Origin of the sequence: Actinoallomurus iriomotensis (assembly GCF_030269445.1) — a bacterium.
Lineage (GTDB): Bacteria > Actinomycetota > Actinomycetes > Streptosporangiales > Streptosporangiaceae > Actinoallomurus > Actinoallomurus iriomotensis.
Map to the genome: position 1 here is coordinate 118,248 of NZ_BSTJ01000010.1, position 23,047 is coordinate 141,294.

Annotated in this window: 19 protein-coding genes; 6 read left to right on the top strand and 13 right to left on the bottom strand. The window is 73.3% G+C overall.

Annotated features, from left to right (window positions below):
• The first annotated feature begins 13 nt into the window (after positions 1–13).
• The 4 genes from cydB to QSK37_RS35635 all read left to right on the top strand — a co-directional run bounded on the left by cydB (position 14) and on the right by QSK37_RS35635 (position 6,042).
• Positions 14–1,039 (top strand): cytochrome d ubiquinol oxidase subunit II, encoded by a 1,026-nt coding sequence (gene cydB, locus QSK37_RS35620; RefSeq protein ID WP_285629740.1) that lies wholly within the window; start codon positions 14–16, stop codon positions 1,037–1,039.
• Positions 1,036–2,691: a thiol reductant ABC exporter subunit CydD gene (gene cydD, locus QSK37_RS35625; RefSeq protein WP_285629742.1), complete on the top strand. Its 1,656-nt coding sequence runs from the start codon at positions 1,036–1,038 to the stop codon at positions 2,689–2,691. Before cydB ends, cydD begins: the two co-directional genes overlap by 4 nt.
• Positions 2,688–4,406, top strand: a complete 1,719-nt coding sequence (gene cydC / locus QSK37_RS35630; RefSeq protein ID WP_285629744.1) for a thiol reductant ABC exporter subunit CydC — start codon at positions 2,688–2,690, stop codon at positions 4,404–4,406. The genes cydD and cydC overlap by 4 nt, the downstream gene beginning before the upstream one ends.
• Positions 4,407–4,512: 106 nt before the next feature.
• Positions 4,513–6,042, top strand: coding sequence for an MDR family MFS transporter (locus QSK37_RS35635; protein ID WP_285629746.1), 1,530 nt, complete (start codon positions 4,513–4,515; stop codon positions 6,040–6,042).
• Between the two features lie 117 nt (positions 6,043–6,159).
• On the opposite strand, the gene QSK37_RS35640 is transcribed toward QSK37_RS35635, so the two are convergent.
• The 3 genes from QSK37_RS35640 to QSK37_RS35650 form a co-directional block, all read right to left on the bottom strand.
• Entirely contained in the window at positions 6,160–6,372 is a 213-nt protein-coding gene (locus QSK37_RS35640; protein WP_285629747.1) for a hypothetical protein, read from the bottom strand.
• Positions 6,373–6,464: 92 nt separating this feature from the next.
• On the bottom strand, positions 6,465–7,319 hold the full coding sequence (locus QSK37_RS35645; protein ID WP_285629748.1) for an SAM-dependent methyltransferase: 855 nt from the start codon (positions 7,317–7,319) through the stop codon (positions 6,465–6,467).
• A gap of 115 nt (positions 7,320–7,434) precedes the next feature.
• Positions 7,435–8,325 carry a LysR family transcriptional regulator gene (locus tag QSK37_RS35650; RefSeq protein WP_285630266.1) on the bottom strand — a complete coding sequence of 297 codons (891 nt, stop codon included), beginning with the start codon at positions 8,323–8,325 and terminating at the stop codon, positions 7,435–7,437.
• A gap of 90 nt (positions 8,326–8,415) precedes the next feature.
• Between QSK37_RS35650 and QSK37_RS35655 the strand changes: the two genes are divergently transcribed.
• Positions 8,416–8,976 (top strand): NuoB/complex I 20 kDa subunit family protein, encoded by a 561-nt coding sequence (locus tag QSK37_RS35655; protein ID WP_285629750.1) that lies wholly within the window; start codon positions 8,416–8,418, stop codon positions 8,974–8,976.
• Between the two features lie 18 nt (positions 8,977–8,994).
• Here QSK37_RS35655 and QSK37_RS35660 read toward each other — a convergent pair whose 3' ends face one another.
• The 8 genes from QSK37_RS35660 to QSK37_RS35695 all read right to left on the bottom strand — a co-directional run bounded on the left by QSK37_RS35660 (position 8,995) and on the right by QSK37_RS35695 (position 19,948).
• Positions 8,995–10,389 (bottom strand): tryptophanase, encoded by a 1,395-nt coding sequence (locus QSK37_RS35660; RefSeq protein WP_285629752.1) that lies wholly within the window; start codon positions 10,387–10,389, stop codon positions 8,995–8,997.
• 618 nt (positions 10,390–11,007) lie between these two features.
• Positions 11,008–11,532, bottom strand: coding sequence for a chloramphenicol phosphotransferase CPT (cpt, locus tag QSK37_RS35665; protein WP_285629754.1), 525 nt, complete (start codon positions 11,530–11,532; stop codon positions 11,008–11,010).
• Positions 11,533–11,553: 21 nt separating this feature from the next.
• Complete coding sequence (locus QSK37_RS35670) at positions 11,554–12,243, bottom strand: ABC transporter ATP-binding protein (RefSeq protein WP_285629756.1); 690 nt, start codon at positions 12,241–12,243, stop codon at positions 11,554–11,556.
• Positions 12,230–13,177, bottom strand: a complete 948-nt coding sequence (locus QSK37_RS35675; RefSeq protein ID WP_285629757.1) for an ABC transporter ATP-binding protein — start codon at positions 13,175–13,177, stop codon at positions 12,230–12,232. The genes QSK37_RS35670 and QSK37_RS35675 overlap by 14 nt, the downstream gene beginning before the upstream one ends.
• The gene (locus tag QSK37_RS35680) at positions 13,174–15,834 is read right to left on the bottom strand and encodes an FtsX-like permease family protein (protein WP_285629758.1); all 2,661 of its coding nucleotides are present in this window, start codon (positions 15,832–15,834) and stop codon (positions 13,174–13,176) included. Before QSK37_RS35680 ends, QSK37_RS35675 begins: the two co-directional genes overlap by 4 nt.
• Entirely contained in the window at positions 15,831–19,082 is a 3,252-nt protein-coding gene (locus tag QSK37_RS35685) for an ABC transporter permease (RefSeq protein WP_285629759.1), read from the bottom strand. Before QSK37_RS35685 ends, QSK37_RS35680 begins: the two co-directional genes overlap by 4 nt.
• Positions 19,083–19,287: 205 nt before the next feature.
• Positions 19,288–19,506, bottom strand: a complete 219-nt coding sequence (locus QSK37_RS35690; protein WP_285629761.1) for a three-helix bundle dimerization domain-containing protein — start codon at positions 19,504–19,506, stop codon at positions 19,288–19,290.
• Between the two features lie 40 nt (positions 19,507–19,546).
• A complete protein-coding gene (locus QSK37_RS35695) occupies positions 19,547–19,948 on the bottom strand; it encodes a luciferase domain-containing protein (RefSeq protein ID WP_285583773.1) in 402 nt (133 codons plus the stop codon).
• A gap of 140 nt (positions 19,949–20,088) precedes the next feature.
• Between QSK37_RS35695 and QSK37_RS35700 the strand changes: the two genes are divergently transcribed.
• Positions 20,089–20,538, top strand: coding sequence for a type II toxin-antitoxin system PemK/MazF family toxin (locus QSK37_RS35700; protein ID WP_285583774.1), 450 nt, complete (start codon positions 20,089–20,091; stop codon positions 20,536–20,538).
• A gap of 68 nt (positions 20,539–20,606) precedes the next feature.
• Here the strand turns inward: QSK37_RS35700 and QSK37_RS35705 are convergent, their stop codons facing one another.
• Both QSK37_RS35705 and QSK37_RS35710 read right to left on the bottom strand, forming a co-directional pair.
• Positions 20,607–21,206: an LURP-one-related family protein gene (locus QSK37_RS35705; protein ID WP_285629763.1), complete on the bottom strand. Its 600-nt coding sequence runs from the start codon at positions 21,204–21,206 to the stop codon at positions 20,607–20,609.
• Between the two features lie 85 nt (positions 21,207–21,291).
• Positions 21,292–22,962: a serine/threonine protein kinase gene (locus tag QSK37_RS35710; RefSeq protein ID WP_285629764.1), complete on the bottom strand. Its 1,671-nt coding sequence runs from the start codon at positions 22,960–22,962 to the stop codon at positions 21,292–21,294.
• Positions 22,963–23,047: the final 85 nt, after the last annotated feature.

Consider the following 23,047-nt stretch of genomic DNA (forward strand, 5'->3'; position numbering starts at 1 on the left):
GGGGAGACGCGTCATGGCCCTCACGACCGTCTGGTTCATCCTCATCGCCTTCCTGTGGACCGGCTACTTCTTCCTGGAGGGCTTCGACTTCGGGGTCGGCGTCCTGCTGCCGGTGCTCGGCCGGGACGAGGCCGAACGCCGCGTGATCCTCACCACGATCGGCCCGGTCTGGGACGGCAACGAGGTCTGGTTCATCGTCGCCGGCGGGGCCACCTTCGCCGCGTTCCCGGAGTGGTACGCCACGCTCTTCAGCGGCTTCTACCTGCCGCTGCTGGCGATCCTGCTCGCGCTGATCGTGCGCGCCGTCGCGCTGGAGTACCGCGGCAAGCGCGACGACGCGCCGTGGCGCCGCCGCTGGGACCGGGCGCTGTTCTGGGGCAGCCTCGTGCCGGCGTTCCTGTGGGGCGTGGCGTTCGCGAACCTCGTGCGCGGCGTGCCGCTGAACGCCGCCCACGAGTACGCCGGAACCGTCGTGGACCTGCTCAACCCGTACGCGCTGCTCGGCGGGCTCGCCACGCTGACGCTGTTCGTGCTGCACGGCGCGGTCTTCGTGGCGCTCAAGACGACCGGCGAGGTACGGCGGCGGGCGGGCCGGGTCGCGCGCCTGGCCGTGGCCGCCGCGATCGTGGCCGGTGGGGCGTACCTGCTGCTCACCCAGCTGCTGTACGGCAAGCCGGTCACCTGGCCAGCGGTCGCGGCGGCGGCCCTCGCGCTGGCCGGCGCGGCGCTGGCGAACGCGCGGGGCCGGGAGGGCTGGGCCTTCGCCGGCACCGGCGCGGCCATCGTGCTCGCCGTCGTGACGATTTTCCTCGCGCTGTTCCCGTACGTCATGCCGTCGACGATCGCCGCGGCGAACGGGCTCACCACCTCCAACGCCGCCGCCTCGCCGTACACGCTGAAGATCATGACGATCGTCGCCCTGGCGATCACCCCGATGGTGCTGCTCTACCAGGGCTGGACCTACTGGGTGTTCCGCCGGCGGATCGGCGTGCCGCCCACACCCCGGCAGCCGCAGGCCTCACCGCGGCCGGTCCGGTGAAGCCGCTCGACCCCCGGCTGCTGCGGTACGCCCGCACCACCCGGGTCTACCTGGCCCTGTCCGTGGCTCTCGGGGCCGCCACGGCCGGGCTGGTCATCGCGCAGGCCACGCTGCTGGCCGACCTGATCGCGCGGGCGTTCCTCGGCGGCGCGTCGCTCGCCGCGCTGCGCACGCCGCTGCTGCTCCTGCTCGGCGTCGTGGCCGGCCGGGCGCTCGTCGCGTGGCTGCAGGAGGTCGCCGCGCACCGTTCGTCGGCGGCGGTCAAGTCGCAGCTGCGCGGGCGGCTGCTGGCCCAGGCCGTACGGCTCGGCCCGGCCTGGCTCTCCGGCGAGCGCGGAGGGGAGCTGGCCACGGTGGCGACGCGGGGCGTCGACGCGCTGGACGGCTACTTCTCCCGCTACCTGCCGCAGCTCGTCCTCGCCGTCATCGTGCCGCTCGCGGTCGGCGTGCGAATCCTGTCCGGTGACTGGGTGTCCGCGCTGATCATCGTGTTGACGCTGCCGCTGATCCCGGTCTTCGCGATCCTGGTCGGGCTGTCCACCCGGGCGAAGATGGACCGCCAGTGGCGGACGCTGTCGATGCTCGCCGGCCACTTCCTCGACGTCGTGTCCGGCCTGCCGACGCTGAAGGTGTTCGGCCGGGCGAAGGCGCAGGCGCGGACCGTACGCGAGGTCACCGACCGGTACCGCCGGGCCACCATGGCCACGCTGCGGGTGGCGTTCCTGTCGGCGCTGGTCCTCGAACTGCTCGCCACCCTCTCGGTCGCCCTGGTCGCCGTCTCGATCGGGCTGCGGCTGGTGAACGGGGAGATCGGCCTGCGGACCGCGCTGCTCGTGCTCATCCTGGCGCCGGAGGCGTACCTGCCGCTGCGGCAGGTCGGCGCGCAGTACCACGCGAGCGTCGAGGGCCTCACCGCCGCGGAGCGGATCTTCGAGGTGGTCGAGACGCCGGCGCCCGCGGGCGGGACCGTGACCGACGTCCCGGACCTGACCCGGGCGACGATCCGGCTCGACGGCGTCACGGTCGGCTACGACGGCCGCGACGCGCCCGCGCTCGCGGACCTCTCGCTGACCGTCCATCCCGGCGAGACGGTCGCGCTCGTCGGGCCCAGCGGCGCGGGCAAGTCCACGCTGCTCGCGGTCCTCCTCGGCTTCGTCCGCCCGGACGCCGGCCGCGTCCTCGTCGACTGGACCGACCTCGCGGCGTTCGACCCGGACGCCTGGCGCGCGCGGATCGCCTGGGTGCCGCAGCGGCCGTACCTGTTCGCCGGGACGGTCGCCGACAACATCCGGCTGGGCCGCCCGGACGCGACGGATGACGAGGTGCGGCGCGCGGCGTCCGACGCGAACGCGCTGGAGTTCGTCGAGGCGCTGCCGGACGGATTCGCCACCCGGCTCGGCGACGGCGGCGCGGGGCTGTCGGCCGGTCAGCGGCAGCGCGTCGCGCTGGCCCGCGCGTTCCTGCGGGACGCGCCGCTGCTGCTGCTGGACGAGCCGACCTCGAACCTGGACGCGGAGAGCGAGGCCGCGGTGGCCGAGGCGATCCGGCGGGCCGCCGCCGGACGTACGGTCGTCCTCGTCGCCCACCGCCCGGCGCTCGCGGCACTGGCCGACCGCACCGTACGGATCGAGCCGGCGGGGGTGGCGGCATGACGGGGGTCCGGCCGGCGCGGCTGCTCCTGGCCCTGTTCTTCGGCGTGCTCGCGCTGGGCTCCGGCGTGGCGCTGATGGCCACTTCGGCCTGGCTCATCTCACGCGCGGCCCAGCACCCGCCCGTGCTCACGCTCATGGTCGCGATCGTCGCGGTGCGGGCGTTCGGCATCGGACGCGGCGTGTTCCGCTACGCCGAGCGGCTGACCGGCCACGACGTCACGTTCCGCGTGCTCGCCGACCTGCGGGCACGCGTGTACGAGCGGCTGGAGCGCGTCGGTCCGCTGCGCGGCGGCGACCTGCTCGGGCGGCTCGTCGCCGACGTCGACGCGGTCCAGGACCTGTACCTGCGGGTCCTGCTGCCCGGCGCCGCCGCCGCGGTCGTCGGCGGCGCCTCGGTCGGGCTCGCCTGGGCGCTGCTGCCCGCCGCCGGTGCCGTGCTGCTCGCGGCGCTCCTGGTCGCCGGGCTGCTGGCCCCGTGGCTGTCCGCGGTCGCCGCCCGTCGAGCGGAGAGCCGGGGAGCCGAGCTGCGCGGTGAGCTGACCGCCCACGTCGTCGACACGCTGCGCGGCGCCCCCGAGCTGATCGCGTACGGGGCGGCTCCCGAGCGGCTCGCCGAGGCGGCCCGGCTGGACCGCGCCCACACCCGTACGGCGGCCCGCTCCTCCGCCTCCGCCGGCGCGGGCGCGGCGCTGGCGACGCTGGCCGGCGGCCTGGCCGTCTGGGGCGCGCTGGCCGTCGGCGTGCCCGCGGTACGGTCCGGGCGGCTCGACGGGGTGCTGCTCGCGGTCGTCGTGCTGCTGCCGCTGGCGGCGTTCGAGGTGGTGGCGGGCCTGCCGCTCGCCGCCCGGACCCTGGGCGGCGTCCGCCGGTCCGCGGATCGGGTCCGCGCGGTGCTCGACCGCCCCGACGCCGTGCGGGAGCCGGTGTCGCCGGAGCCCCTGCCCGCGCCGCCGTACGCCCTGCGGGTCCGGGACCTGCGGGCCCGGTGGACGCCCGGCGGCCCGTACGCGCTCGACGGCGTCTCGCTCGACCTCGCGCCGGGGCGACGGTGCGCGGTGGTCGGGCCGAGCGGCTCGGGCAAGACGACGCTGACCGCGGTGCTGCTGCGGCTGCTCGACCCGGCCGGCGGCGAGGTGTCGCTGAACGACGTCGACCTGCGTGAGATCGCCGGCGACGACGTGCGGCGCGCCGTCGGGGTGTGCGGCCAGGACGCGCACCTGTTCGACACGACGATCGGGGAGAACGTCCGGCTCGCCCGCCCGGACGCCACCGAGGAGGAGGTACGCGACGCGCTGCGCCGCGCCCGGCTGCTGGACTGGGTGTCCGCTCTGCCCGCGGGCCTGGACACGTACGTCGGCGAGCACGGCGCGCGCGTCTCCGGCGGCCAGCGGCAGCGCGTCGCCCTGGCCCGTACGCTGCTGGCCGACTTCCCGATCCTGCTGCTGGACGAGCCGGCCGAGCACCTCGACGTCGCGACCGCCGACGCTCTCACCGCCGACCTGCTCGCGGTCACCGAGGGCCGTACGACCCTGCTCGTCACCCACCGCCTGGCCGGCCTGGCGGCGGTCGACGAGATCCTGGTCCTGTCCGGCGGCCGGGTCGCCGACCGGGGCACGCACGCCGGCCTGCTGTCCCGCCCGGGCCCGTACCGGGACATGTGGGAGCGGGAACGCGAGCACGACGATGCGCTCACGGCGGGCCGGATCGCGCCATGACGGAATGGTTCGGGTGGGCGATGAGTTGAGCAGTGCCGGGGCCGGTCACGTTCTCGGGCGCCGGGACCGGCCCCCCGAGTCCCCTCCGCAGGAAGGTCCCTCCCACGTGACGACGACTTCGGCCGCACCCGTCAAGGGGGTCGGCTTCCGGTCGGAACGCGGGCCCGTGCTCGCCGCTCTCATGCTCAGCACCGGGCTGGTCGCGCTGGACAGCACGATCATCGCCACGGCGGTGCCGTCCGTGGTCGGCGACCTCGGCGGCTTCTCCCAGTTCCCGTGGCTGTTCTCGATCTACCTGCTGACCCAGGCCGTCACCGTGCCGCTGTACGGCAAGTTCGCCGACGTCGTCGGGCGCCGGCCGGTGATGTTCTTCGGCATCGCCGTGTTCCTGCTCGGCTCGGTGCTGTGCGGGGCCGCCTGGGACATGCCGGCGCTGATCGCCTTCCGCGCCGTGCAGGGCGTCGGCGCGGGCGCCGTCCAGCCGATGAGCATGACGATGGTGGGCGACATGTACACGGTGGAGGAGCGGGCCCGGGTCCAGGGGTACCTCGCGAGCGTCTGGGGGATCGCCGCCGTGATCGGCCCGACCCTCGGCGGCGTCTTCTCCCAGTACGTCTCATGGCGCTGGATCTTCTTCGTCAACCTGCCGCTGGGCGCGGTCGCCGCCTGGATGCTCGCCCGCCGGTTCAAGGAGAAGGTGACGCGGCGCTCCCACACGATCGACTACGCGGGCGCGGTGCTGCTGACCGGCGGCTGCTCGCTGATGATCCTCGGGCTGCTCGAGGGCGGGGTCTCGTGGGGCTGGGCGTCCACGACGAGCCTGGCGGTCTTCGCCGTCGGCGCGGTCATGCTCGCGGCGTTCGTGCTGGTCGAGCGCAGGGCGGCGGAGCCGATCCTGCCGCTCTGGGTCTTCGGCCGCCGGGTGCTCACCGGCGGTAACCTCTCCGCGGTCGTGGTCGGCGCCGTCATGATCGGGCTCAGCTCGTACGTGCCGACGTACGCCCAGGCCGTGCTCGGCACCGGAGCGCTGCTGGCCGGGTTCGTGCTGGCCGCGCTCTCGGTCGGCTGGCCGCTCACGGCGACCTTCTCCGGCCGTGTCTACCTGCGCATCGGCTTCCGCGACACCGGGCTGACGGGCAACGTGATCCTGGTCCTGGGCACCTCGCTCTGCCTCCTGCTCGGCACCCGCTCGCACGTGTGGGAGGTCGGGGCGGTCTGCTTCCTCGTCGGCGCGGGGCTCGGCCTGATGGCCAGCCCGGTCCTCGTGGCCGCCCAGTCGGTCGTCGGCTGGGAGCGCCGCGGCGTCGTGACCGGGATCAACATGTTCAGCCGCTCGCTCGGCAGCGCCGTCGGCGCGGCGGTGTTCGGCGCGATCGCCAACGCCACCCTCGCGGACCACTTCGCGCACCCGCCGGCCGCGCTCGCCGGGCGGCTGCCCAGGAGCGTCGACGCGTCGAGCCTCGCGCTCACCGGGCACGGCGGTACGGACGCCCCCGACGTGAGGGCGTTCGTGCGCGAAGGCCTGTACGGCGCGACGCACCACGTCTTCGTCGCGATCGTCGTCGTGGCCGTTCTCGGGGTGGCGGCGCTGCTGCTCATGCCGAGGAGGATCGACCGGCCGGCCGTCGAGGGCTGAGGGTCCGCCCCCCGCGCCGGTGAATGCAGTTCGTCCGAGACGTCGGCTCGTCCGAAGACGGGGGAGGCGGACTCACTCAGTTTAAATCTACGTGTATGTAGAAATATAGTGCTCGGACTACCAGACGGCCAGGCTGCTCGTGAGGGCCGGACCCTCACTCCGCAGCAGGCGCGTGAACGCCTGCGCGGGCAGGCCCTCCGCCCCGGCCGCGCGCACGATGCGCACGTCGCGTCGCCACAGCGGGCCCGGGAGTTCGAGGATCTCGGGGCCTTCGCCGAGGATCCCGATGCCGAGCCGGGCACGCGCGAACGCGGTGACCGTGGTCGGCATGGTCGTGACGATCACCCGTGCCGGTTCCCTGCCTCCGATGCGTGACCCACAGGCGGTGACGCATCACCAGGAATCACTCGTCTAGTGGTGGTTCAGGGTTTGCGGGCGATCCCGCCGTACATGGCGATGTCGGTGTCGTCGATGTGGGCGCCGGTCGCGTCGGGGTGCCACTTGTGGATCTGCACCACGCCCGGCTCCTGGAGTTCGAGCCCGTCGAAGAACTTCTCCGCCTGGGCCAGGGTGCGCCAGCGAAGGGTCTCGCCGTGCGCGTGGTAGATCTCCCGTACCTTGCCCAGCACCTCGGGGTCGAAGTCGTCGGTGGCGATCGCGGCCGCGAAGTAGCTGCCCGAGGGCAGGATGTCGATGATCTGCCGCACCACGCGGTAGGCCTCTTCGTCGTCCTCGATGAAGTGCACCATGGCGATCAGCGTCAGCCCGATGGGGCGGCTGAGGTCGAGGGTCTCGAGCAGCTCGGGCGCCGAGATGATCTTCTCCGGCTCGCGCATGTCCGCCTGGATGTAGGCGGTCCTGCCCTCGCGGGTGCCGTTCATCAACGCCCGGGCGTGGACGAGCACGACGGGATCGTTGTCGACGTAGACGATCCGGCATTCGGGCGCGATCTCCTGAGCCACCTCATGGAAGTTGGGCGAGGTGGGGATGCCGGTGCCGATATCGAGAAACTGACGGATCCCTTTCTCCGCGGTCAGATGGCGAACCACGCGATGCATGAAGGAACGGTTGGCGTGCATATGAACGCGCAGCGCCGGCCATACCTTGAGGGTGGCGTCACCCGCCGCTCGATCCGCGGCGTAGTTGTCCTTGCCGCCGAGGATGTAGTCGTAGATCCGCGCGCCGTGGGCCACGTCCGTGCGAAGCGCCGCCGAAGGTCTGGTCGTGAGCTCGTCGGCGATGGTGTCGTCGGACACGTCGCCATCCGCCTTGCTCACAGCCGTTTTCCTCCTGTCGCTCGGGCAGGCTCCCAGGTAAAGCATAGGCCAATTCGCGTACCGTCCGTCCGTCTGACCGACCTTTACCAGCGTGTGTCGAATGGCGCGGCGAAAATCATCTCTCCGGCGCCGGGAACGCCTGCGCGGCGGCTTTCGCGAAGTCGCGGATCGGGTCGGTGTCGGTGAGCCATACGGGCGCGCAGACGACGGGCGGCAGGCCCGACACGGGCACGGTGACGACGTGGGGGTCGTCCGGACGCAGCGACGCCACGGTCAGGTGGATGAGCTCCCCTTCGGCGACCAGCAGGATCGCCTCCTCGATGGACGCGGAGGTGTGCACGGGCATCCGGCGAAGCGGGCGTCCGCCCGGGGTTCGCGAGGGTATCCACGTGTCGGCGAACCGCGCCGGGAAGTCGCTCGGATAGAGGATGTCGTGGTCGGCCAGCTGCTCGGCGTCGACGACGGCGCGGCGGGCCAGCGGGTGTCCCGCCGCGACCAGCACCGCGCGCTCCTCGCGCAGCAGTGCCGGCCCGACGCGGAACTCCGGGTCGTCGCGGAGGGAGGGGTCGGAGGACAGCCAGCCGACGAAGACGTCGACCGGCCAGTGCCTCCCCCAGCGAGGCGGATCGGTGTTGGGATGCGCGGACCGGACCACGGCGCACTGCGGGCGCAGCCCCTCGAACGCCTCGATCAGCCGTGGCGCGACCGCGCCCGGGATGCTCGTCGCGAAGCCGACCCGGAGGAACTCGCGGCTCACGGACCGCCGCACCTGGCGCAGCGCCTGGTCCATCCGCTCGTAGGCCGGCCGGAGCTCGGCCAGCAGCCGTTCGCCCACCGGCGTCAGCCGGACGCGCCGGCTCGTGCGTTCGAACAGCGGAGCGCCGACCCTGCGTTCGAGCGCGCGCACCGCCTGGCTGACCCGGGGAGTGCTGACGCGCAGGCGCTCGGCGGCGCGGCCGAAGTGGAGTTCGTCGGCCACCGCCAGGAACGCCTCGATCTCCCGCATCTCCACCCGGCCATTATGTCGCCGTGCTTAACGATCGTGGCGGAACCCGGCATTGATCGCCGCAGGTCCACCGGGAAGCCTCGAAGTGTTATGGGACTCGAAGAAAACCTGCCTGGCGGCTTCCTCCTCACCACGGTCGAGAAGGTGCTCGGCCACGCGCGCAAGTCGTCGATGTGGCCGATGACGTTCGGCCTCGCGTGCTGCGGAATGGAACTCATGGCGGTCGGCGACCCTCGGCACGACTTCTCGCGCTTCGGCATGGAGCGCCCGTCGGGCAGCCCCCGGCAGGCCGACCTGATGGTCGTCGCGGGCCGCGTCAGCCAGAAGATGGGCCCGGTGCTGCGGCAGCTCTACGACCAGATGGCGGCGCCACGGTGGGTGATCGCCATGGGCGTGTGCGCGTCGTCGGGCGGCATGTTCAACAACTACGCGGTCGTCCAGGGCGTCGATCACATCGTCCCGGTCGACATCTACCTGCCCGGCTGCCCACCGCGGCCGGAGATGCTGCTGGACGCGATCGTCAAGCTGCACGACAAGGTGGGGAACGAGAAACTCGGCGCCCACCGGCGCGCCCAGATCGTCGCGGAGGAGCGGGCCCGGCTCACCGAGCTCCCGATGATCGACCTGCCGCTCACGGCGAAGCCCGGGTGACCGATCGCCACCACACCGCTACTCCTGAAGAGCGGTAGAGGGGGCAGAAGTGGAAAACGGCTCCAGGCGTGCATTGAAATGCCGGAGGATGGGCGGAGACTCGATCACCCGATAGCCGGGTACTCGTTCTGGGTATTTCGCGATGTCGGCGATCACTTGGCCGACATACTCCAGGTGGCTTTTGGTGTACACGCGCCGGGGGATGGCCAGTCGGACCAACTCGTGCGTTGCCGGGGTGACCAGCCGACCTTGTTCGTCGACCTCTCCCGCGAACAGCGAGCCCATCTCGACGGTACGGATTCCACCCTCCAGGTAGAGCGCACAGGACAGCGCGTGGCCGGGGAACCGGTCCGGGGGAATGTGCGGCAAGAGCCGTCCGGCGTTCAAGTAGATCGCGTGAATCCCCACTGGCTGGACGATGTCGACTCCCGCCAGAGTGACGAGCTCGGCCAGGTGCGCGGTGGCCTCCGCTCTGGACCTGAGGTAACGCGGATCCGTGACTTCCGCCAAGCCCTGCGCGAGCATGTCGAGATCGCGACCGGCCAGGCCGCCATAGGTACGAAAACCCTCGGTCGCGGTCAGGAGATTCAGGCAGCGATTGGCCAGATCGTCATCCCGTATCCCCAAGAACCCTCCCATATGGGAGATCCCGTCTTTCTTCAAGCTCGCCATGCAGCCATCGGCGAGTTCGAATGCGGCCTGCGCGATCTCCCGTGGAGTGTTGTCCTTGTATTCTGCCTCGCGCTGGGTTACCAGCCAGGCGTTCTCCGCAAATCGCGCCGCGTCAAGAAACATCGGAACGCCGTGCCGGCGGCACAGTGCGGCAGCGGCCTTGAGATTGGCCATTGACACCGGTTGACCGCCGCCGCCATTGTTGGTGATCGTCATGATCACCAGATCGATCTTGCCGGCGTCAGGGCTCTCGAGGGCCTCCTCGAGCGCGGCCAGATCGATGTTGCCCTTGAACGGATATCTGCTGTCGATGTCCTTTGCTTCTGGGCAGGGAAGATCGCGGGCTTCGCACTTGGCAAGCTGGACATTTGCCCGAGTGGTGTCAAAATGCGTGTTGCTGATCACAATGTGGCCGGGTTCGAGTAGCGCGGTGAACAGAATGCGCTCGGCGGCCCGGCCCTGATGGACGGGAAGGATGTGCGGGTAGGACGTCAGGTCGGTGATGACATCGTGGAACCGATAGAACGACGTCGAGCCGGCGTAGGTTTCGTCTCCGATCGCCGCGGCGGCCTGCTGGGCGACGGAAAGCGCTCCGGTGCCCGAGTCCGTGAGCAGGTCGATCGTGACCTCGTCCGAGCGGAGATTGAACATGTTGTAGCCGGCCCGGGCAAGTGCTTCCTCACGTTGGTCACGCGCAGTGATGGGGATCGGCTCGACGACCTTAATGCGGTAAGCCTCCATCGGGTCCTCCTTGGGCGGGAAACATGGGTGGCGATCGGGGCTGACCCGGCGTGGACTGGGTTAGGGCATGACGAAGCGTGGGCGCGATCGGATTGAAGGGGGCCGCGCGTCGCGCTAGGTGGTTCGTTGCCGAACGTCCCTTTGAGTTACTGGCTGTAAGGTACAGCTAGTTTCGGGCTGTTTGCTACCCCCGTCAAGTACTGTTCGAAAATGTCCTAAATGATGACTCCGGAGACCCGCGCGAGACGGCCCGCACGGGAGATCCGGCAGCTGAAGCGCAAAAGTCGCGCTTTCTCCTCACCGCGGTGGAAAAGGTGCTCGGCCGCGCGCGCAAGTCGTCGACGTGGCCGACGACGTTCGGGCTCGCGTGCCGCGGAATGGAACTCATGGCGGTCGGCGACCCTCGTCACGACTCTCGCGCCTCGGCGTGGAGCGCCGTCGGGCAGCTTCCGGCAGGCCGACCTGATGGTCGTCGCGGGGCGCGTCAGCCAGAACCACGGCGCCCACCGGCACGGTCAGATCGTCGCGGAGACGCTCGCCTTGTTCACCCACTCCCGCTGGTGGACATGCGCTGATCCGGCCGGCGCACCGGCGATGAGGCCCGGCCTGCGGCCGGTGTCAGCCGACGTGTGCGGCGATGATCCGCGCGCACTCCAGCGACTCGGTGCGCGCGGTGTCCACCTCCAGGTCGTACGTCACGCCCCGATGCACCAGGTCGGCCTGTCGGGCGGCCATCCCCGGGACCCGGTCGCCGCGCGCGATCTCGCGGCCCGCGGCGACCGTGCCGTCGCACCGGACCCCGACCCACAGCACGTCCAGCCCGCGGAGCGCCTCCCGCCATCGCCGCTGGGACTCCGGCCCGCCGAGGAAGACCTCGTCGACGATGATCCGCGCCCCGCTACGGGCCATCGCGGCGACGCCCTCGATCCACGCGGCCTCCAGCCGCCGGAACTCCGGGCCCGTGCCGACCTCCCCGTCCGCGCTGATCGGGACGTCCGAGACGCGGACGGCCAGGGGCATCGCCTGGATCAGCGTGTCGACGCCCAGTGTCAGCCACGCGTCCGGCAGCACGGACTGCAGACAGCGGGCGAGCCCCGACTTCCCGGAGCTGGATCCGCCGTTGAGGACGATCACCTGGGTCATGCCGTCACTCTACGGAGGACCTCACCGGGCCGAAGACGTCTCCGCGTCGGTGACGAGAACCCCGTCGCTGAGCTCGATCGTGCGGTCCGCGTGACGCATCAGCAGCGGGTCGTGGGTGGCCACGACGGCGGTGACGCCCTGGTCGCGGACGACCGCGCGGATCAGCTGCATGATCGACTGGGCGGTCTCCGAGTCGAGCTGTCCGGTCGGTTCGTCGGCGATGAGCACCCGTGGGCGGTGGGCCAGCGCGCGGGCGATGGCGACCCGTTGCTGCTGCCCGCCCGACAGCTCGTACGGGCGCTGGCGTGCGTGGTCGCTCAGGCCCACCATGGCCAGCAGCAACCGCACCCGTTCCTCGCGCTCGCGGGCCGGGGTCCGGGTCAGGCGGAGTGCGACGCCGACGTTCTCGGCGGCCGACAGAACCGGGATCAGGCCGAACGACTGGAACACGAACCCGACGGTCTCGCGCCGCATCCGCTGCAGGCCGGCCTCGCTCAGCGCCGTCACCTCGTGTTCGCCGACCACGACGCGGCCCGACTCCGGCGAGTCCAGGCCGCCGATGAGGTTCAGCAGTGTCGTCTTGCCCGACCCCGACCGGCCTCTGACGGCCAGGAGCTCGCCCTCGGCGACGTGCATGCTCACGTCCCGCAGCGCCCGTACCGGCGTGTGGCCGGTCCGGTACGTCTTGTTCAGGCCCTCAACGGTGATCATCGTTGCTCCGGTCCGGCCAGACGCCGATGTGGTCGGTCTCCAGCGCGAGGCGTACCCGGTCCTTCATCTCCAGGGCCGAGGTGAACTCCCGTGGCAGTTGCAGCCGGCCCGCGCGGTCGAGCACGGCGTACTCCTCGGCGATCACCTCTTCGCGGCCCGACGCGTCGCGGGTGGTCCGGCGCAGGATCTCGCTGCTGGTGCGGCCGTCGCGGATGCCGACCGTACGGTCGACGCTGCCGGCCACGTCCGGATCGTGTGTGACGATGACCGTGGTCACCCCCAGTTCGCGGTTGGCGCGGCGCAGCGCGCCGAAGACCTGAGCGCCGGTCGCGGTGTCGAGTTCGCCGGTCGGCTCGTCGGCCAGGACGACCTTCGGCCGGTTGGCCACGGCGACCGCGATGGCGGTGCGCTGCTGCTCACCGCCGGACATCTCGGCCGGCCGGGCGGCGGCCCGGTCACCGACGCCCATGAGGTCGAGCAGCTCCGCCGCGCGCGCCCGGCGTTCGCGCCGCCCGACGCCGGCGAACCGCATCGGCATCTCGACGTTCTCGGCGGCCGTCAGGTACGGCAGCAGGTTGCGGGCGGTCTGCTGCCAGACGAACCCGACGAGCTCGCGGCGGAACCGCAGCCGGTCGCGCCCGGACATGTCGAGCAGGTCCGCGCCGGCGACGCGGGCCACGCCCGCGGTCGGCACGTCCAGCCCGGCGAGGATGTTCAGCAGCGTGGACTTGCCCGACCCGGAGGCGCCGACGAGGGCGACCATCTCACCCTCGCCGACGAGCAGGTCGAGCCCCTGCAGCGCGATCACCTCGACGCCCTCGGTCTGGTAGATCCGTACGAGGTTGTCGCAGACGATGTGCGCCTTCTCGCCGTACTCCGGACCGCGCCCGGCGGCCCGCCGCTCCAGCTCGGCGAGATCGGGTGCGTCGTTCATGTGTCTCCGATCCGCAGGACGCCGCCGAGGCCGCGGCGCGCGGCGGTCACGGCGTCGATGAACACGGCCAGCACGGCGAAGACCAGCAGGCCACCGGCCAGCCCGGCCGCCTGGGGCAGGTCGGGCACGTAGTGGGTGACCGGGGACCCGCCGGTGTACGGGCGCAGGTCGATGGCCGGTCCCAGCAGTCCGGGCAGCACCAGGCCCAGCACCCAGCCGGCCGCCGACGCGGCGAGGAGCGTCGGCGCGATCTCCACGAACGCGAGCGACCGCGCCTGGCGGCGGCTGAGCCCGAGGGTGCGAAGGTACGAAACGGCCCGCCCGCGTTCGGCCGCCCCGGCGAACAGGATCACCAGTACCGCCAGCGTCCCGTAGCAGGCGACGAGGACCCCGGTCAGGCCGAAACCGCGGCCGACGAGACGGCCAAGCTCGCCCTGCGTGAACGCGTCGTGGGTCATCCGGTACGTCGTGACGGTGCCGGCGCCCGCGTCGCCCAGGTCGGGCTGCACGACGTTACGGCGCAGCGCGGCCACGTCGAGGTGCTCGCCGCGGACGAAGACGGAGACCGATCCGGCACTGCCGCCGGTGGCGCGGGCGAGGGCGTCGGCGGGCACCAGCACGAACCCCTCGCCCGGCGCCCGGCCGGGGAACCGCGCGACCGTGCCGGCGATCCGTACCGGCATCCGCCGCCCGTAGTCGGTCGACAGCGCGAGCCCGCCGCCGGTGGCCTTGCGGCGCGCGGCGGGGGACAACAGCGCCGGCACCGGATCTCCCGGGCGGGTACGCGGCCAGGCGGGGATCCGCAGCCCGGTGCCGGCCATCATCCGCCGGTACGCGCCGAGGTCGACGCCGACGGCCGTCAGCTCGTCGGCGACGTCGCCGTTCGACAGCAGGCGGGCCCCGTCGACGGTCTGCGCCGGTACGGCGGCGCGGACGCCGGGCGAGCGGCGGACCCGGTCGACCACCCGGGCGTCCATGGTCAGCGCGTCGGCGCGCGCGTCGCCGCCCACGTCCTCGTACGTCGCGATCCGCTGGGTACGGGCCAGGCTCGTCTGGACCGTCGAGCCGAATCCGATGACCGCGACGGCGAGCAGGAGGACCACGAGGGGGAGCACCGCCGTGGCGTCCTGGCGGGAGGCCCGCGCGACGCCGACGAACGGCACGGCGGAGCGGCCCCGCGCGAGGAACCGGCCGGCCAGCCGCAGCGGCACCGGCAGCACCCGCAGCAGGAGCAGGCCCGCCGCGACGGAGAGGAGCGCGGGCACCGCCGACAGGAACGGGTCGACGCCCGAGGCCCACGTGTCGCTGGTGAGCCCGCGCCGCCGCAGGAGGTAGGTGCCGGCGACCGCCAGCACGACGAGCAGCGCCTCCGCGACCAGCCTCCGGTGTGCGGGGCGGACGCGGCGCCGGCGACGACGCCCGGCGGCCACGGCCGGCAGCGCGATCGCGATCACGGCGGATACGACGGCGGCGGCGAGCGACACCGGCTGCGCGGGCCCGTTCACCAGCAGGGCCGAGGCCGGCAGGCCCAGCGCCGCCGCGGGCAGCGTGACGAGGGCGGCCAGGCCGCCGGCCAGCCCGGCGAGCTGGGCCCGCGACGCGCCGCGCGCCGCCTGGACCGCGAGGTCCGCGCCGAGCCGGGCCGACAGCAGCCGGGCGGCCAGGAGCAGCACGCCGAGGGCCGCGGCGAACAACCCGGCGAGGGAGAGCGACAGCAGCGTCTGCGTCGTGTGCAGCCGATGTACGAAGTCGTCCAGGATGTCGTCGAACCGGGTGTCCAGCGCCGGGCCCGCCGCGTCGACGCGTACCGTCGGCAGCGCCTCGCCGGCCCGATGGACGTCCTCGACCAGCGCCGGCGCGTCGCGTGCCGTGACGCGTGACGCCGCCGGGGTGTAGGTCCAGGTCAGATCGATGCGGAACGGCGTTCGCCCGCACAGCGCGCGGTAGCCGGACGGGTCGACCAGCGCGGTCGCCAGGATGATGATCTGCCCGCTCTGGAGCTTCTTCAGCTCGGCGTCCTCGTACCGGTGGTGCGCGGCCCAGTAGCCGCTGCCGGGGTCGGCCGGGGTGAACAGGCCGGTGACGCGGACGTCGAGCGCCGGCTGGCTCGTGGTCGTCACCACGTCACCGGCCTTGACGCCCAGCCGCTGGGCCGCGCGTACGGGAAGGGCGGCCTCGAAGCGCGGGCCGTGCGCGGTGGGTTCCGGCGCGCCGGGGGGACGTCCGGACACGTAGCGGACGTGGCCGGGCGCGGTGCTGGAGAAGGCCAGCGACAGCTCGCGCGAGCCGGCGCCGGTCAGGCCCATGAACTGGGTCGCGGCGTTCGTGTCGGCGGTGGCGATGGTGCGCCGCAGCGTGGGTGGGAAGAGCCCCAGCCACCGTCTCTGCTCCGCCGCGAGTCCCCCGGCGGTCGCGGACGGGAACCGCGCACGCAGCCGTTCGTCCGTCGGCGCGACCGGGCTGATCTGGGCCGTCGCGACCAGGTCGGTGCTGCCGAACGGCGCGCCGGCGACCGTCTCGCGCGCCGCGCGGTCGTACCCGGCGACCAGCGTGCGCGGCCCGGCGCCGGCCAGGAACGCGGTGACGAGGACGAGCAGCCCGAGGATGAGCAGCGGCGCCCACCGGGCGCGCGCCGTACGGCGGAGCAGGAGGCTCATGAGTCCTCCCCGAGCCGCAGGGTCTGGCCTGGGCCGCCGCGGCGCAGTGAGCGGACGAGCAGGAGCAGTACCGCGGTGAGCAGGACGACGATGGCGGCGAGCATGGCGAGCACCACCGGCCATCGCAGGATGACCTGCGCGGGCGGGTACGGCGCGGTCGCGCTCACCGTCAGCACGACGTGCGGCACGACGAGGCGGGCGACGACGATGCCGAGCAGCAGGCCGCCGGCCAGGCCCATGCCGACGAGGAATGCCTGTTCGACGGCGACCAGCCCGAGGACCTGCCGCCCGCGGACGCCGAGGGCGCGCAGGATCGCGAACTCTCCCGCCCGCTCCCGCGCGGACACGGCGGTGTTGACCGCGAACCCGATCGCGGCGAACACGAGCGCCGCGCCGAAACCGAGGATGAGGGCGCCCTGCAGCGCCCCGCCCAGCGGCGCGTCGCGGAGCCGGTGCCGCAGCGCGGCCCGGTCGACCGTCGTGCCGGTCCAGGACGGATGGGCGCCGAGCACGCGCACCGCGGCGGTCCCGCGTGTGGCCAGCCACCACTCGGTCGGCGGCGGCACGGACAGACCGTTCGCCAGTGCCTCGTCGCCGAGGTCGGTCCAGTCGACGAGGACGGCCGGGGCGCCCGGCGCGGTGGAGGGGAGCGCCGCGACGATCCCGGCGACGGTGACGGGCTGGTCGATGCCGTTCTCGGTCAGGTCCAGCCGGCCGCCGGTGGTGACGTGGGCGCGGGCGGCCAGGTCACGGGTCACGATCGCCGGGATCGGGCCGGGCCGCGGGACGGCGTGCCCCGCGGCGGCGGACCCGGTGCGCAGCGCGATGCTGCCGGCGACCTGCGGGGTCGGTGTCGTGGGGTCGATAGTGGTGGGCAGGCGCGCCGTCATCAGCCCGCCGGAGCCGAAGCCGATCGGCGAACCCACTCCGGCGCTGAGCGTGATCTGCCCGGACCAGTGCGTCCCCGCGGGCCGCCGCACCGCGGGCCCGAAGCCCTTCGCCGTGCCGGGCCGCAGGGACGTCACGGCGAGCCGGGATGAGGGCGCGTCCTGGGAGCGGACGTAGGTGAAGCGGAGACCGCGGAAGGCCAGGGGATAGGAGAGCACGCCGTCGCGGCCGGCGAGCGCGGACACGTCGATCACCTTGGTGTGGGTCGCGCCGTCCGCCGGGACGGTACCCGCATCGATCTCGTACGTCGTGTGCAGCGCGTCGCTCACGACCAGGGACACCGCGACCGGTTCACCGTCCGCGGACGGCCCGAAGCGGAGACCGGCCGAGAGCCGGGTCGGCCGGCCCGGGACGGGGACGGCGGTCAGGCCGGTGCCGGTGCCGGTGGAAGCGAGCCGCGCGGACATGGCCTGCCAGCCGGACCCCGGCGGGAGGCCCGCCCGGGTCCGCAGCAGCCCGCCGAGCGTGCCCGCGTCGGCCGCGAGGAGTGCGACGTCGGTGCTGCCGGTGGAGGCGGTGTCCCGCAGGACGGGGCTGACCGCGGTCACCCCGGGCAGCCGTGCGTAGCGTCCGCCCTGGCCGGGCGTCGCGGGGGAGCCCTGGTCGCTCGGCGCGCCGATCCGCAGGTCCGTACCGGCCTGGAAGTCGGCCTGGTCGATCTGCGACTGCCGCCAGGTCACCCCCGTCACCACCGACAGGACGCCCACGGCGACCGTCATGACCAGGAGCAGCGCCGGGCCGGCGGTGCGCAGCGGGCGGCGGCTCACCTGCCGGGTGCCGAGCGCCGGAGCAAGGCCCCGGCCGCGGGTCGTGGCCCGCTCGCCGGCGCGCGAGGCGACCGGGACCAGTCGCAGGATCACCACGCCCCCGGCCAGCAGCGCGAGCGCCGGACCGGCGACGATCAGCGGGTCGACGCCGGCGCCCGCGGCGGTCGCGGTGACCGGACCGCCGTAGTGCGCGAGCTGCCAGACGGCGAGCGCGGCGAGGACGACCAGGGCGAGGTCGGCCCCGGCCCGCTGGAGCATCGCGCGGCGTTCGCCCCGGCCGCGCGCGGCCATCGTCGCGACGTAGGTCCGCCGGATCCCCCGCAGCGGCGGCAGGGTGATCGCGACCACGCACATCAGCGCGCCGGCGACCGCGATCGCCCAGGTCAGCGGGGTCGGTGCGAGGTCGAGGCGCAGTCCGGGCGTGCCGAGGAGCGGGGTGGCCATGGCGGCTCGCACCAGGAGGGGCGCGAGGAACGGCGCGGCCACCGCCGCGGGCAGGCCGAGCAGCAGGCCCTCGCCGACGGCCAGTGCGGCGATCTGCCGCGTGGAGGCCCCCCGGGCCCGCATCAGCGTGACCTCCAGGCGGCGGTGCTCGGCGAGCAGCCGCGCGACGAGCATCAGCGTGTACACGGCCAGCACGACGAGTTGCAGCGCGGGGATGAGCAGGGTCGAGCGCGAGACGAGCAGCGCGCGGTCGACCTGCGTCAGCAGGTCCGCGACGGAGGACTTGACGGCGTAACCCGAGCCGAGCGTCGTGGGCAGCGCGCGGGCCCGCGCCGCGACGTCCGCGAGCTGCCCGGACCGGATCTCCCGTACGGCGGGCAGGACCAGCCAGCGGGCCGTGACCGAGGCGGTGAACCGTGTCGTGAAGGTCGGCGGGGGCACGACCAGCGGCCCGAAGGTGGTGTAACCGAGCCGCTCGACTCCCGTCGTGACGAGCCGGTCGCCGCCCCAGAAGTAGTCGTCGGCCCGGTTCGGCGTGAACTGGCCGGTGATCCGGACGGAGACCGGCGGGCCGCCGACGCGGCTGTGCAGCGTGACGACCTGGCCGGTGTGGAGGCGCATCGCCCGGGCGGCCGTCACCGGCACCGCGGCCTCCATGGTGCGGCCCGTCGTGGCGGCCGGCCACCGGCCGCCGGTCAGGCGGGCGTGGCCCTCGATGCCGGAGTAGGTGGCGAACGCGGTGAGCTGCGGGTGGGCGCTGTGCTCCTGCCCGGGGACGGCGTAGGAGTCGCCGCGCGCGCTGAGCGACATCGCCACCGGGACGCGGCCGTAGACCTTCGCGACGGCCGCCGTGACCTTACGCTGCTCGGCGGGGATGTCGCGTGCGGCGACGGAGGTGGTGATGCGGGTGCCCGCGCCGTTCCAGGTCGCGCCCGCGAGTGTGGCCCGCAGTCCCTCACCGGTGACGGACGCGGTGTACCCGCCGAGCGCCGCCAGCACCGTGACGGCGAAGAGGGCGGTCGCCGAGGCGGCGACGACCAGCAGGCGATGACCCAGCGCACGGCTGACCACCAGGCCTGATCTGTGCACCCCGTCGCCTCCAGCGCGCTCCCCGAAAGGCTCATGCTCGCGCGCGGCCGGGAGGCCCGGCAAGGAAGGTCACGAAACGGTGCCGCGTTCGAGATCTTCCCGTGAGCGTCCGCGGGCGCCGGACACGACACGGCCGCCCCGCGGGTGCGGAGCGGCCGTGTCGTGAGGGCGCGACGTCGGTTGTGGGAAGGACGCGTGCGGTCGTTCAGCCGGTTTCGGGCGGTGCGTGTCTCAGTTCGTCGCGGGCGATGCGTTCGACCAGGACGGGCACGAACTCGCGGATCGGGCTGCCGTCGAAGCGGTGGTGGATGGCGTTCACCGTCGCGTCGACCCGGGTGGGGGAGACGCGGCCGGAGAAGGACCGGGAGAGGCGGTCGGTGACATGCTCGAGGGCGTGCCGTTCACGAATGGTGTCGGCGCTCACGAAGACCTCCGTTCACGTGGCTGGCGTCCTCGCCGCAGGGTTACCCCGACGAGCCCGCGTGACACGGGGAGATCGAAGCATTCTGCCCGGCCGTCCCGGAGGAGCCGTTCGCCTGCAGCGCGACGCTCGCGAGCGACATCACCAGGGCGACGTCGGACTCGGTGTCGAGGCGCACGCGGACCCAGTCGCCGCCGGGCGTGACCGCCACCCGGCCGGACTTGAGGAGCGCGTCACCGAGGCGTGCGATGACCGGTCGCGTGAGATGGAGCTCGGCCTCGTCACCGCCGTGCAGGTGGACGATCTGCGCCTCCACCCGCTGCGCCGGCGAGAACCCGGTGCCCACGCCGCACCCGGCCCGGCCGGCGCGCACCGCGGGCCAGGCGTCCAGCTGCGCCGTGAGGCGTCCGGCGAGGGAGCCGGTGGACTGATCGAGTGTCTTCACAACATGCATACTTGTCGGGAAAAGACCATGATCGGAAGTGGAACGCCCGAATTTGTTACCGGTCCGGTCATCGGCGCGCCATCCTCCGTTTCCGTTCCACATCGGTCCGTTCGTCACGGCCGGACCGATAGGCTGCGCGAATGCTTGATCATGGCGAGGTTCCCCGGCCGGCACGGGACGCGGTACGCGAGATCTACACCGCCGAGCGCGCGGCGACTCTGGAGTACTCCCCGGACCTCGACGGGCTGGCCGACCCCGGTGAGATCGTCTGGGCGTGGGTGCCGTACGAGGAGGACCCCGAGCGCGGGAAGGACCGGCCGCTGCTCGTCGTCGGCCGCCACGGGCGGCGGCTGCTGGCCATGATGCTGTCGAGCCGCCGCCACGAGCACTCCGACGACTGGCTGGACCTGGGCTCGGGCACCTGGGACCGCGAGGGCCGGGACTCCTACCTGCGGCTGGACCGCGTGTTCGCCCTGGACGAGGACGACATCCGCCGGGAGGGCGCGGTGCTGGACCCCGAGCGGTTCGCGCGCGTCGCGGCGGTGCTCATGCGGCTGCACGGCTGGACGCCCACCCGCGCACGGGCCTGACGCGACCGGCACTCACTCAGAACCGTGAAGGGCTCGCCCGCGGATGCGGGCGGGCCCTTCACGGTGGCTCAGCGGTGCTGCAGCGCGTCGAGCGCGACCGCCTGGGCGATGACGAGCCGGCGGTCCAGACGCTCGTCCTTGATGTCGACGACGTACCGGTCGCGCAGGCCGAACTTCTTGTCCACGCTGAACGTCTCCTGCCCGTCCGCGGTGAAGTCGAAGTGGTACGGCCAGGCGAACGGGAGGCTGTCGACGTACGGGATGAAGTCCCAGACCCGGCGCAGGATCGCGACGGCCTTGTTGCGCTCCGAGCCGGTGGTCACGCCCAGCCCGGGCTGCTCGAGGTGCCACGTCGAGGCGAGCAGCGACGCCTTGAAGTCCTTGCGGAACACGCCGATCGGCCGCCCCTGCGGATCGGTCACGTCGTAGGCGGAGGCGAGGTCGAGCCGCTTGCGGGCCTTGAAGGCGAACAGGGGGTGCTGCTTGCTGTCGTCCGTGTAGATGGTCACCTCTTCTTTGAACGCCATGCGCTTCTGCTGCGCGAAGGCGACCAGCTCACCCTCGGACCCGTCCGCGGTCTCGGTGTGCACCTCGTACTGGTTGACCATGAGCCGGACGCGCTGCCGGATGAGCAGGCGCTGCTGGGCCTGGAGCGTTTCGAAGTCCATCGGATATCCCGTTCTCGCGGCGTCGAATGGCGAGAAAAGGTACACGAACGGTAAAGAGTTCGCCCTGTGCCCGGAAATGCCGGGGTCATCCCGCCTGGGCGGGTCCGGTGTCGGTCGGCGTGGGCGTCGGGGTCGGCGTCGGTGTGTGCGAGGCGGGCGGGGGAGAGGACGGGTGCGGCGACCCCGGCTTGTGCCCGCCGGTCGGCCGGCTCGCCGTCGACGTCCTCGACCCGGCGTGCCGGCGGGGTGTGGCCGACGGTGAGCCCGAGGGTGCGTGCGCGGCCGCGGCGTGACGCGGCCCGTACGACCGGCGCCCGGGGGCGCCCGGCGCGGGTGTCGCCGGACCCGCGGAGTCCGCCGGGCCGTCGCCCGGCCGTACGGCGCTGCTCGGCCCGGCCGGCTCGCCCTTCGTGCCGGTGGCGACCATCGCGATGACGGTGGCGAGGACGGCCACGAGCGCGGCCGGCGCGGCGACCATGGCGACGGCCCGGAGCCGCCGCGGACGCCGTTCCGGTTCGGTGCGCGGCCGGCCGCTGGTGCCCGAGGAGTAGTCGACACGACGCGGCGGCGCCTCGCCCGGGAGCGCGGCCTCGACGGCACGCCGCGGAGGCGCGGCCGGTGCGTCGTCCCGCCCGCCGTCCTGGAGGCGGGTGGTCGCGAAGCCGCCGGTCGCGGCCTCGGCCAGGGCTTCGGTCGCGGCGGGCTCAGTGGCGTGCTGGGAACGGCGCCGGGGCAGTTCGGGCACCGGGTCGCGCGCCGGTACCGGCACGGGCGGCGCCTCACCGGTGAGCTCGGCCAGGATCTCCGGTGCCACGACGGACATCGGGGCCGTCGGCGCGTCGACGGACGACTCGACGGGACGCACGGACAGCTCTCGTACGGCGGGCGGGGAGACCGGCCGCGGCTTCTCGGCGGCGCCGCCGAGCCGGGAGGCGATCTCCCCGGTGGAGGGCCGGTCGGCCGGGTTGACCGCCAGCGCCGCCTCGACCAGGCCGCGGACCGGCTCGTCCAGGGCCGTCAGGGTCTCCTCGCCGGCGACGCTCCACCGTCCGTCCCCGCCGTCGCCGTCGTACGGGCTGCGCCCGGTCGCGGCGTACGCGATGAGGCAGCCCCAGCCGAAGATGTCGGAGGCCGGGCCGGCCGGGAAGCCGGCGACGCGCTCCGGCGCCACCCACCCCGGCCCGTACGGCACGGTGCCGAGCTCGGCGGGGCGGCCGGAGACCGGCGCCTCCTGCGCCATGGAGAAGCCGATGATCCGCGGGCCGTTGGACGCGAGGAGGACGTTGGCCGGCCGGAGGTCGCAGTGGATCAGGCCCGCGGCGTGAACGGCGGCGACGGCCCGCCCGAGGGCGACGGCCAGCGCCATGAGCCGTTCGGCGTCCAGCGGGCCGAGAGCGTCGACGTACTGCTCCAGCGACGGGCCCTCGATGTACTCGCGGACGAGGTAGGGCGGCGTGTGGTCGGTGCCGTCGGTCAGCAGGGCGACCGTGCAGAAGGGCGGCAGGCGCCGGGCGCAGGACGCCTCCATCCGCAGGTCCCGCCGGGCCTGGACCTGGTCGGGCGCGCGGGTCGTCTTCACCGCGACGTGCTCCCCGGCGGCGTCGTGGGCGAGGTAGACGATGCCCGTGCCGTCGGACGACAGCCGCGCCGTCAGACGGTGGCCGTCGATCTCGGCCGGGTCGTCGGCCGCCAGCGGCTCCGCGCCGGGAGGCAGGACTTCGCCGCCGATGGTCTTCGGTGCGGACGGTCTGTCCACGAGCACACCTTTCTCGGCCCCCACGGTCAAAGATCTTCTTGGGGCATAGATCTTGCAACCGACCACAGCCCGCCGCAACCTGAAC

What these genes read in the sequence shown, in the direction of transcription:
- cydB (WP_285629740.1), top strand. Translation starts at nt 14, where the DNA reads ATGGCCCTCACGACCGTCTGGTTCATCCTCATCGCCTTCCTGTGGACC.
- cydC (WP_285629744.1), top strand. Translation starts at nt 2,688, where the DNA reads ATGACGGGGGTCCGGCCGGCGCGGCTGCTCCTGGCCCTGTTCTTCGGC.
- QSK37_RS35640 (WP_285629747.1), bottom strand. Translation starts at nt 6,372, where the DNA reads ATGCCGACCACGGTCACCGCGTTCGCGCGTGCCCGGCTCGGCATCGGG.
- QSK37_RS35650 (WP_285630266.1), bottom strand. Translation starts at nt 8,325, where the DNA reads ATGCGGGAGATCGAGGCGTTCCTGGCGGTGGCCGACGAACTCCACTTC.
- QSK37_RS35655 (WP_285629750.1), top strand. Translation starts at nt 8,416, where the DNA reads ATGGGACTCGAAGAAAACCTGCCTGGCGGCTTCCTCCTCACCACGGTC.
- QSK37_RS35660 (WP_285629752.1), bottom strand. Translation starts at nt 10,389, where the DNA reads ATGGAGGCTTACCGCATTAAGGTCGTCGAGCCGATCCCCATCACTGCG.
- cpt (WP_285629754.1), bottom strand. Translation starts at nt 11,532, where the DNA reads ATGACCCAGGTGATCGTCCTCAACGGCGGATCCAGCTCCGGGAAGTCG.
- QSK37_RS35670 (WP_285629756.1), bottom strand. Translation starts at nt 12,243, where the DNA reads ATGATCACCGTTGAGGGCCTGAACAAGACGTACCGGACCGGCCACACG.
- QSK37_RS35675 (WP_285629757.1), bottom strand. Translation starts at nt 13,177, where the DNA reads ATGAACGACGCACCCGATCTCGCCGAGCTGGAGCGGCGGGCCGCCGGG.
- QSK37_RS35680 (WP_285629758.1), bottom strand. Translation starts at nt 15,834, where the DNA reads ATGAGCCTCCTGCTCCGCCGTACGGCGCGCGCCCGGTGGGCGCCGCTG.
- QSK37_RS35700 (WP_285583774.1), top strand. Translation starts at nt 20,089, where the DNA reads ATGCTTGATCATGGCGAGGTTCCCCGGCCGGCACGGGACGCGGTACGC.
- QSK37_RS35705 (WP_285629763.1), bottom strand. Translation starts at nt 21,206, where the DNA reads ATGGACTTCGAAACGCTCCAGGCCCAGCAGCGCCTGCTCATCCGGCAG.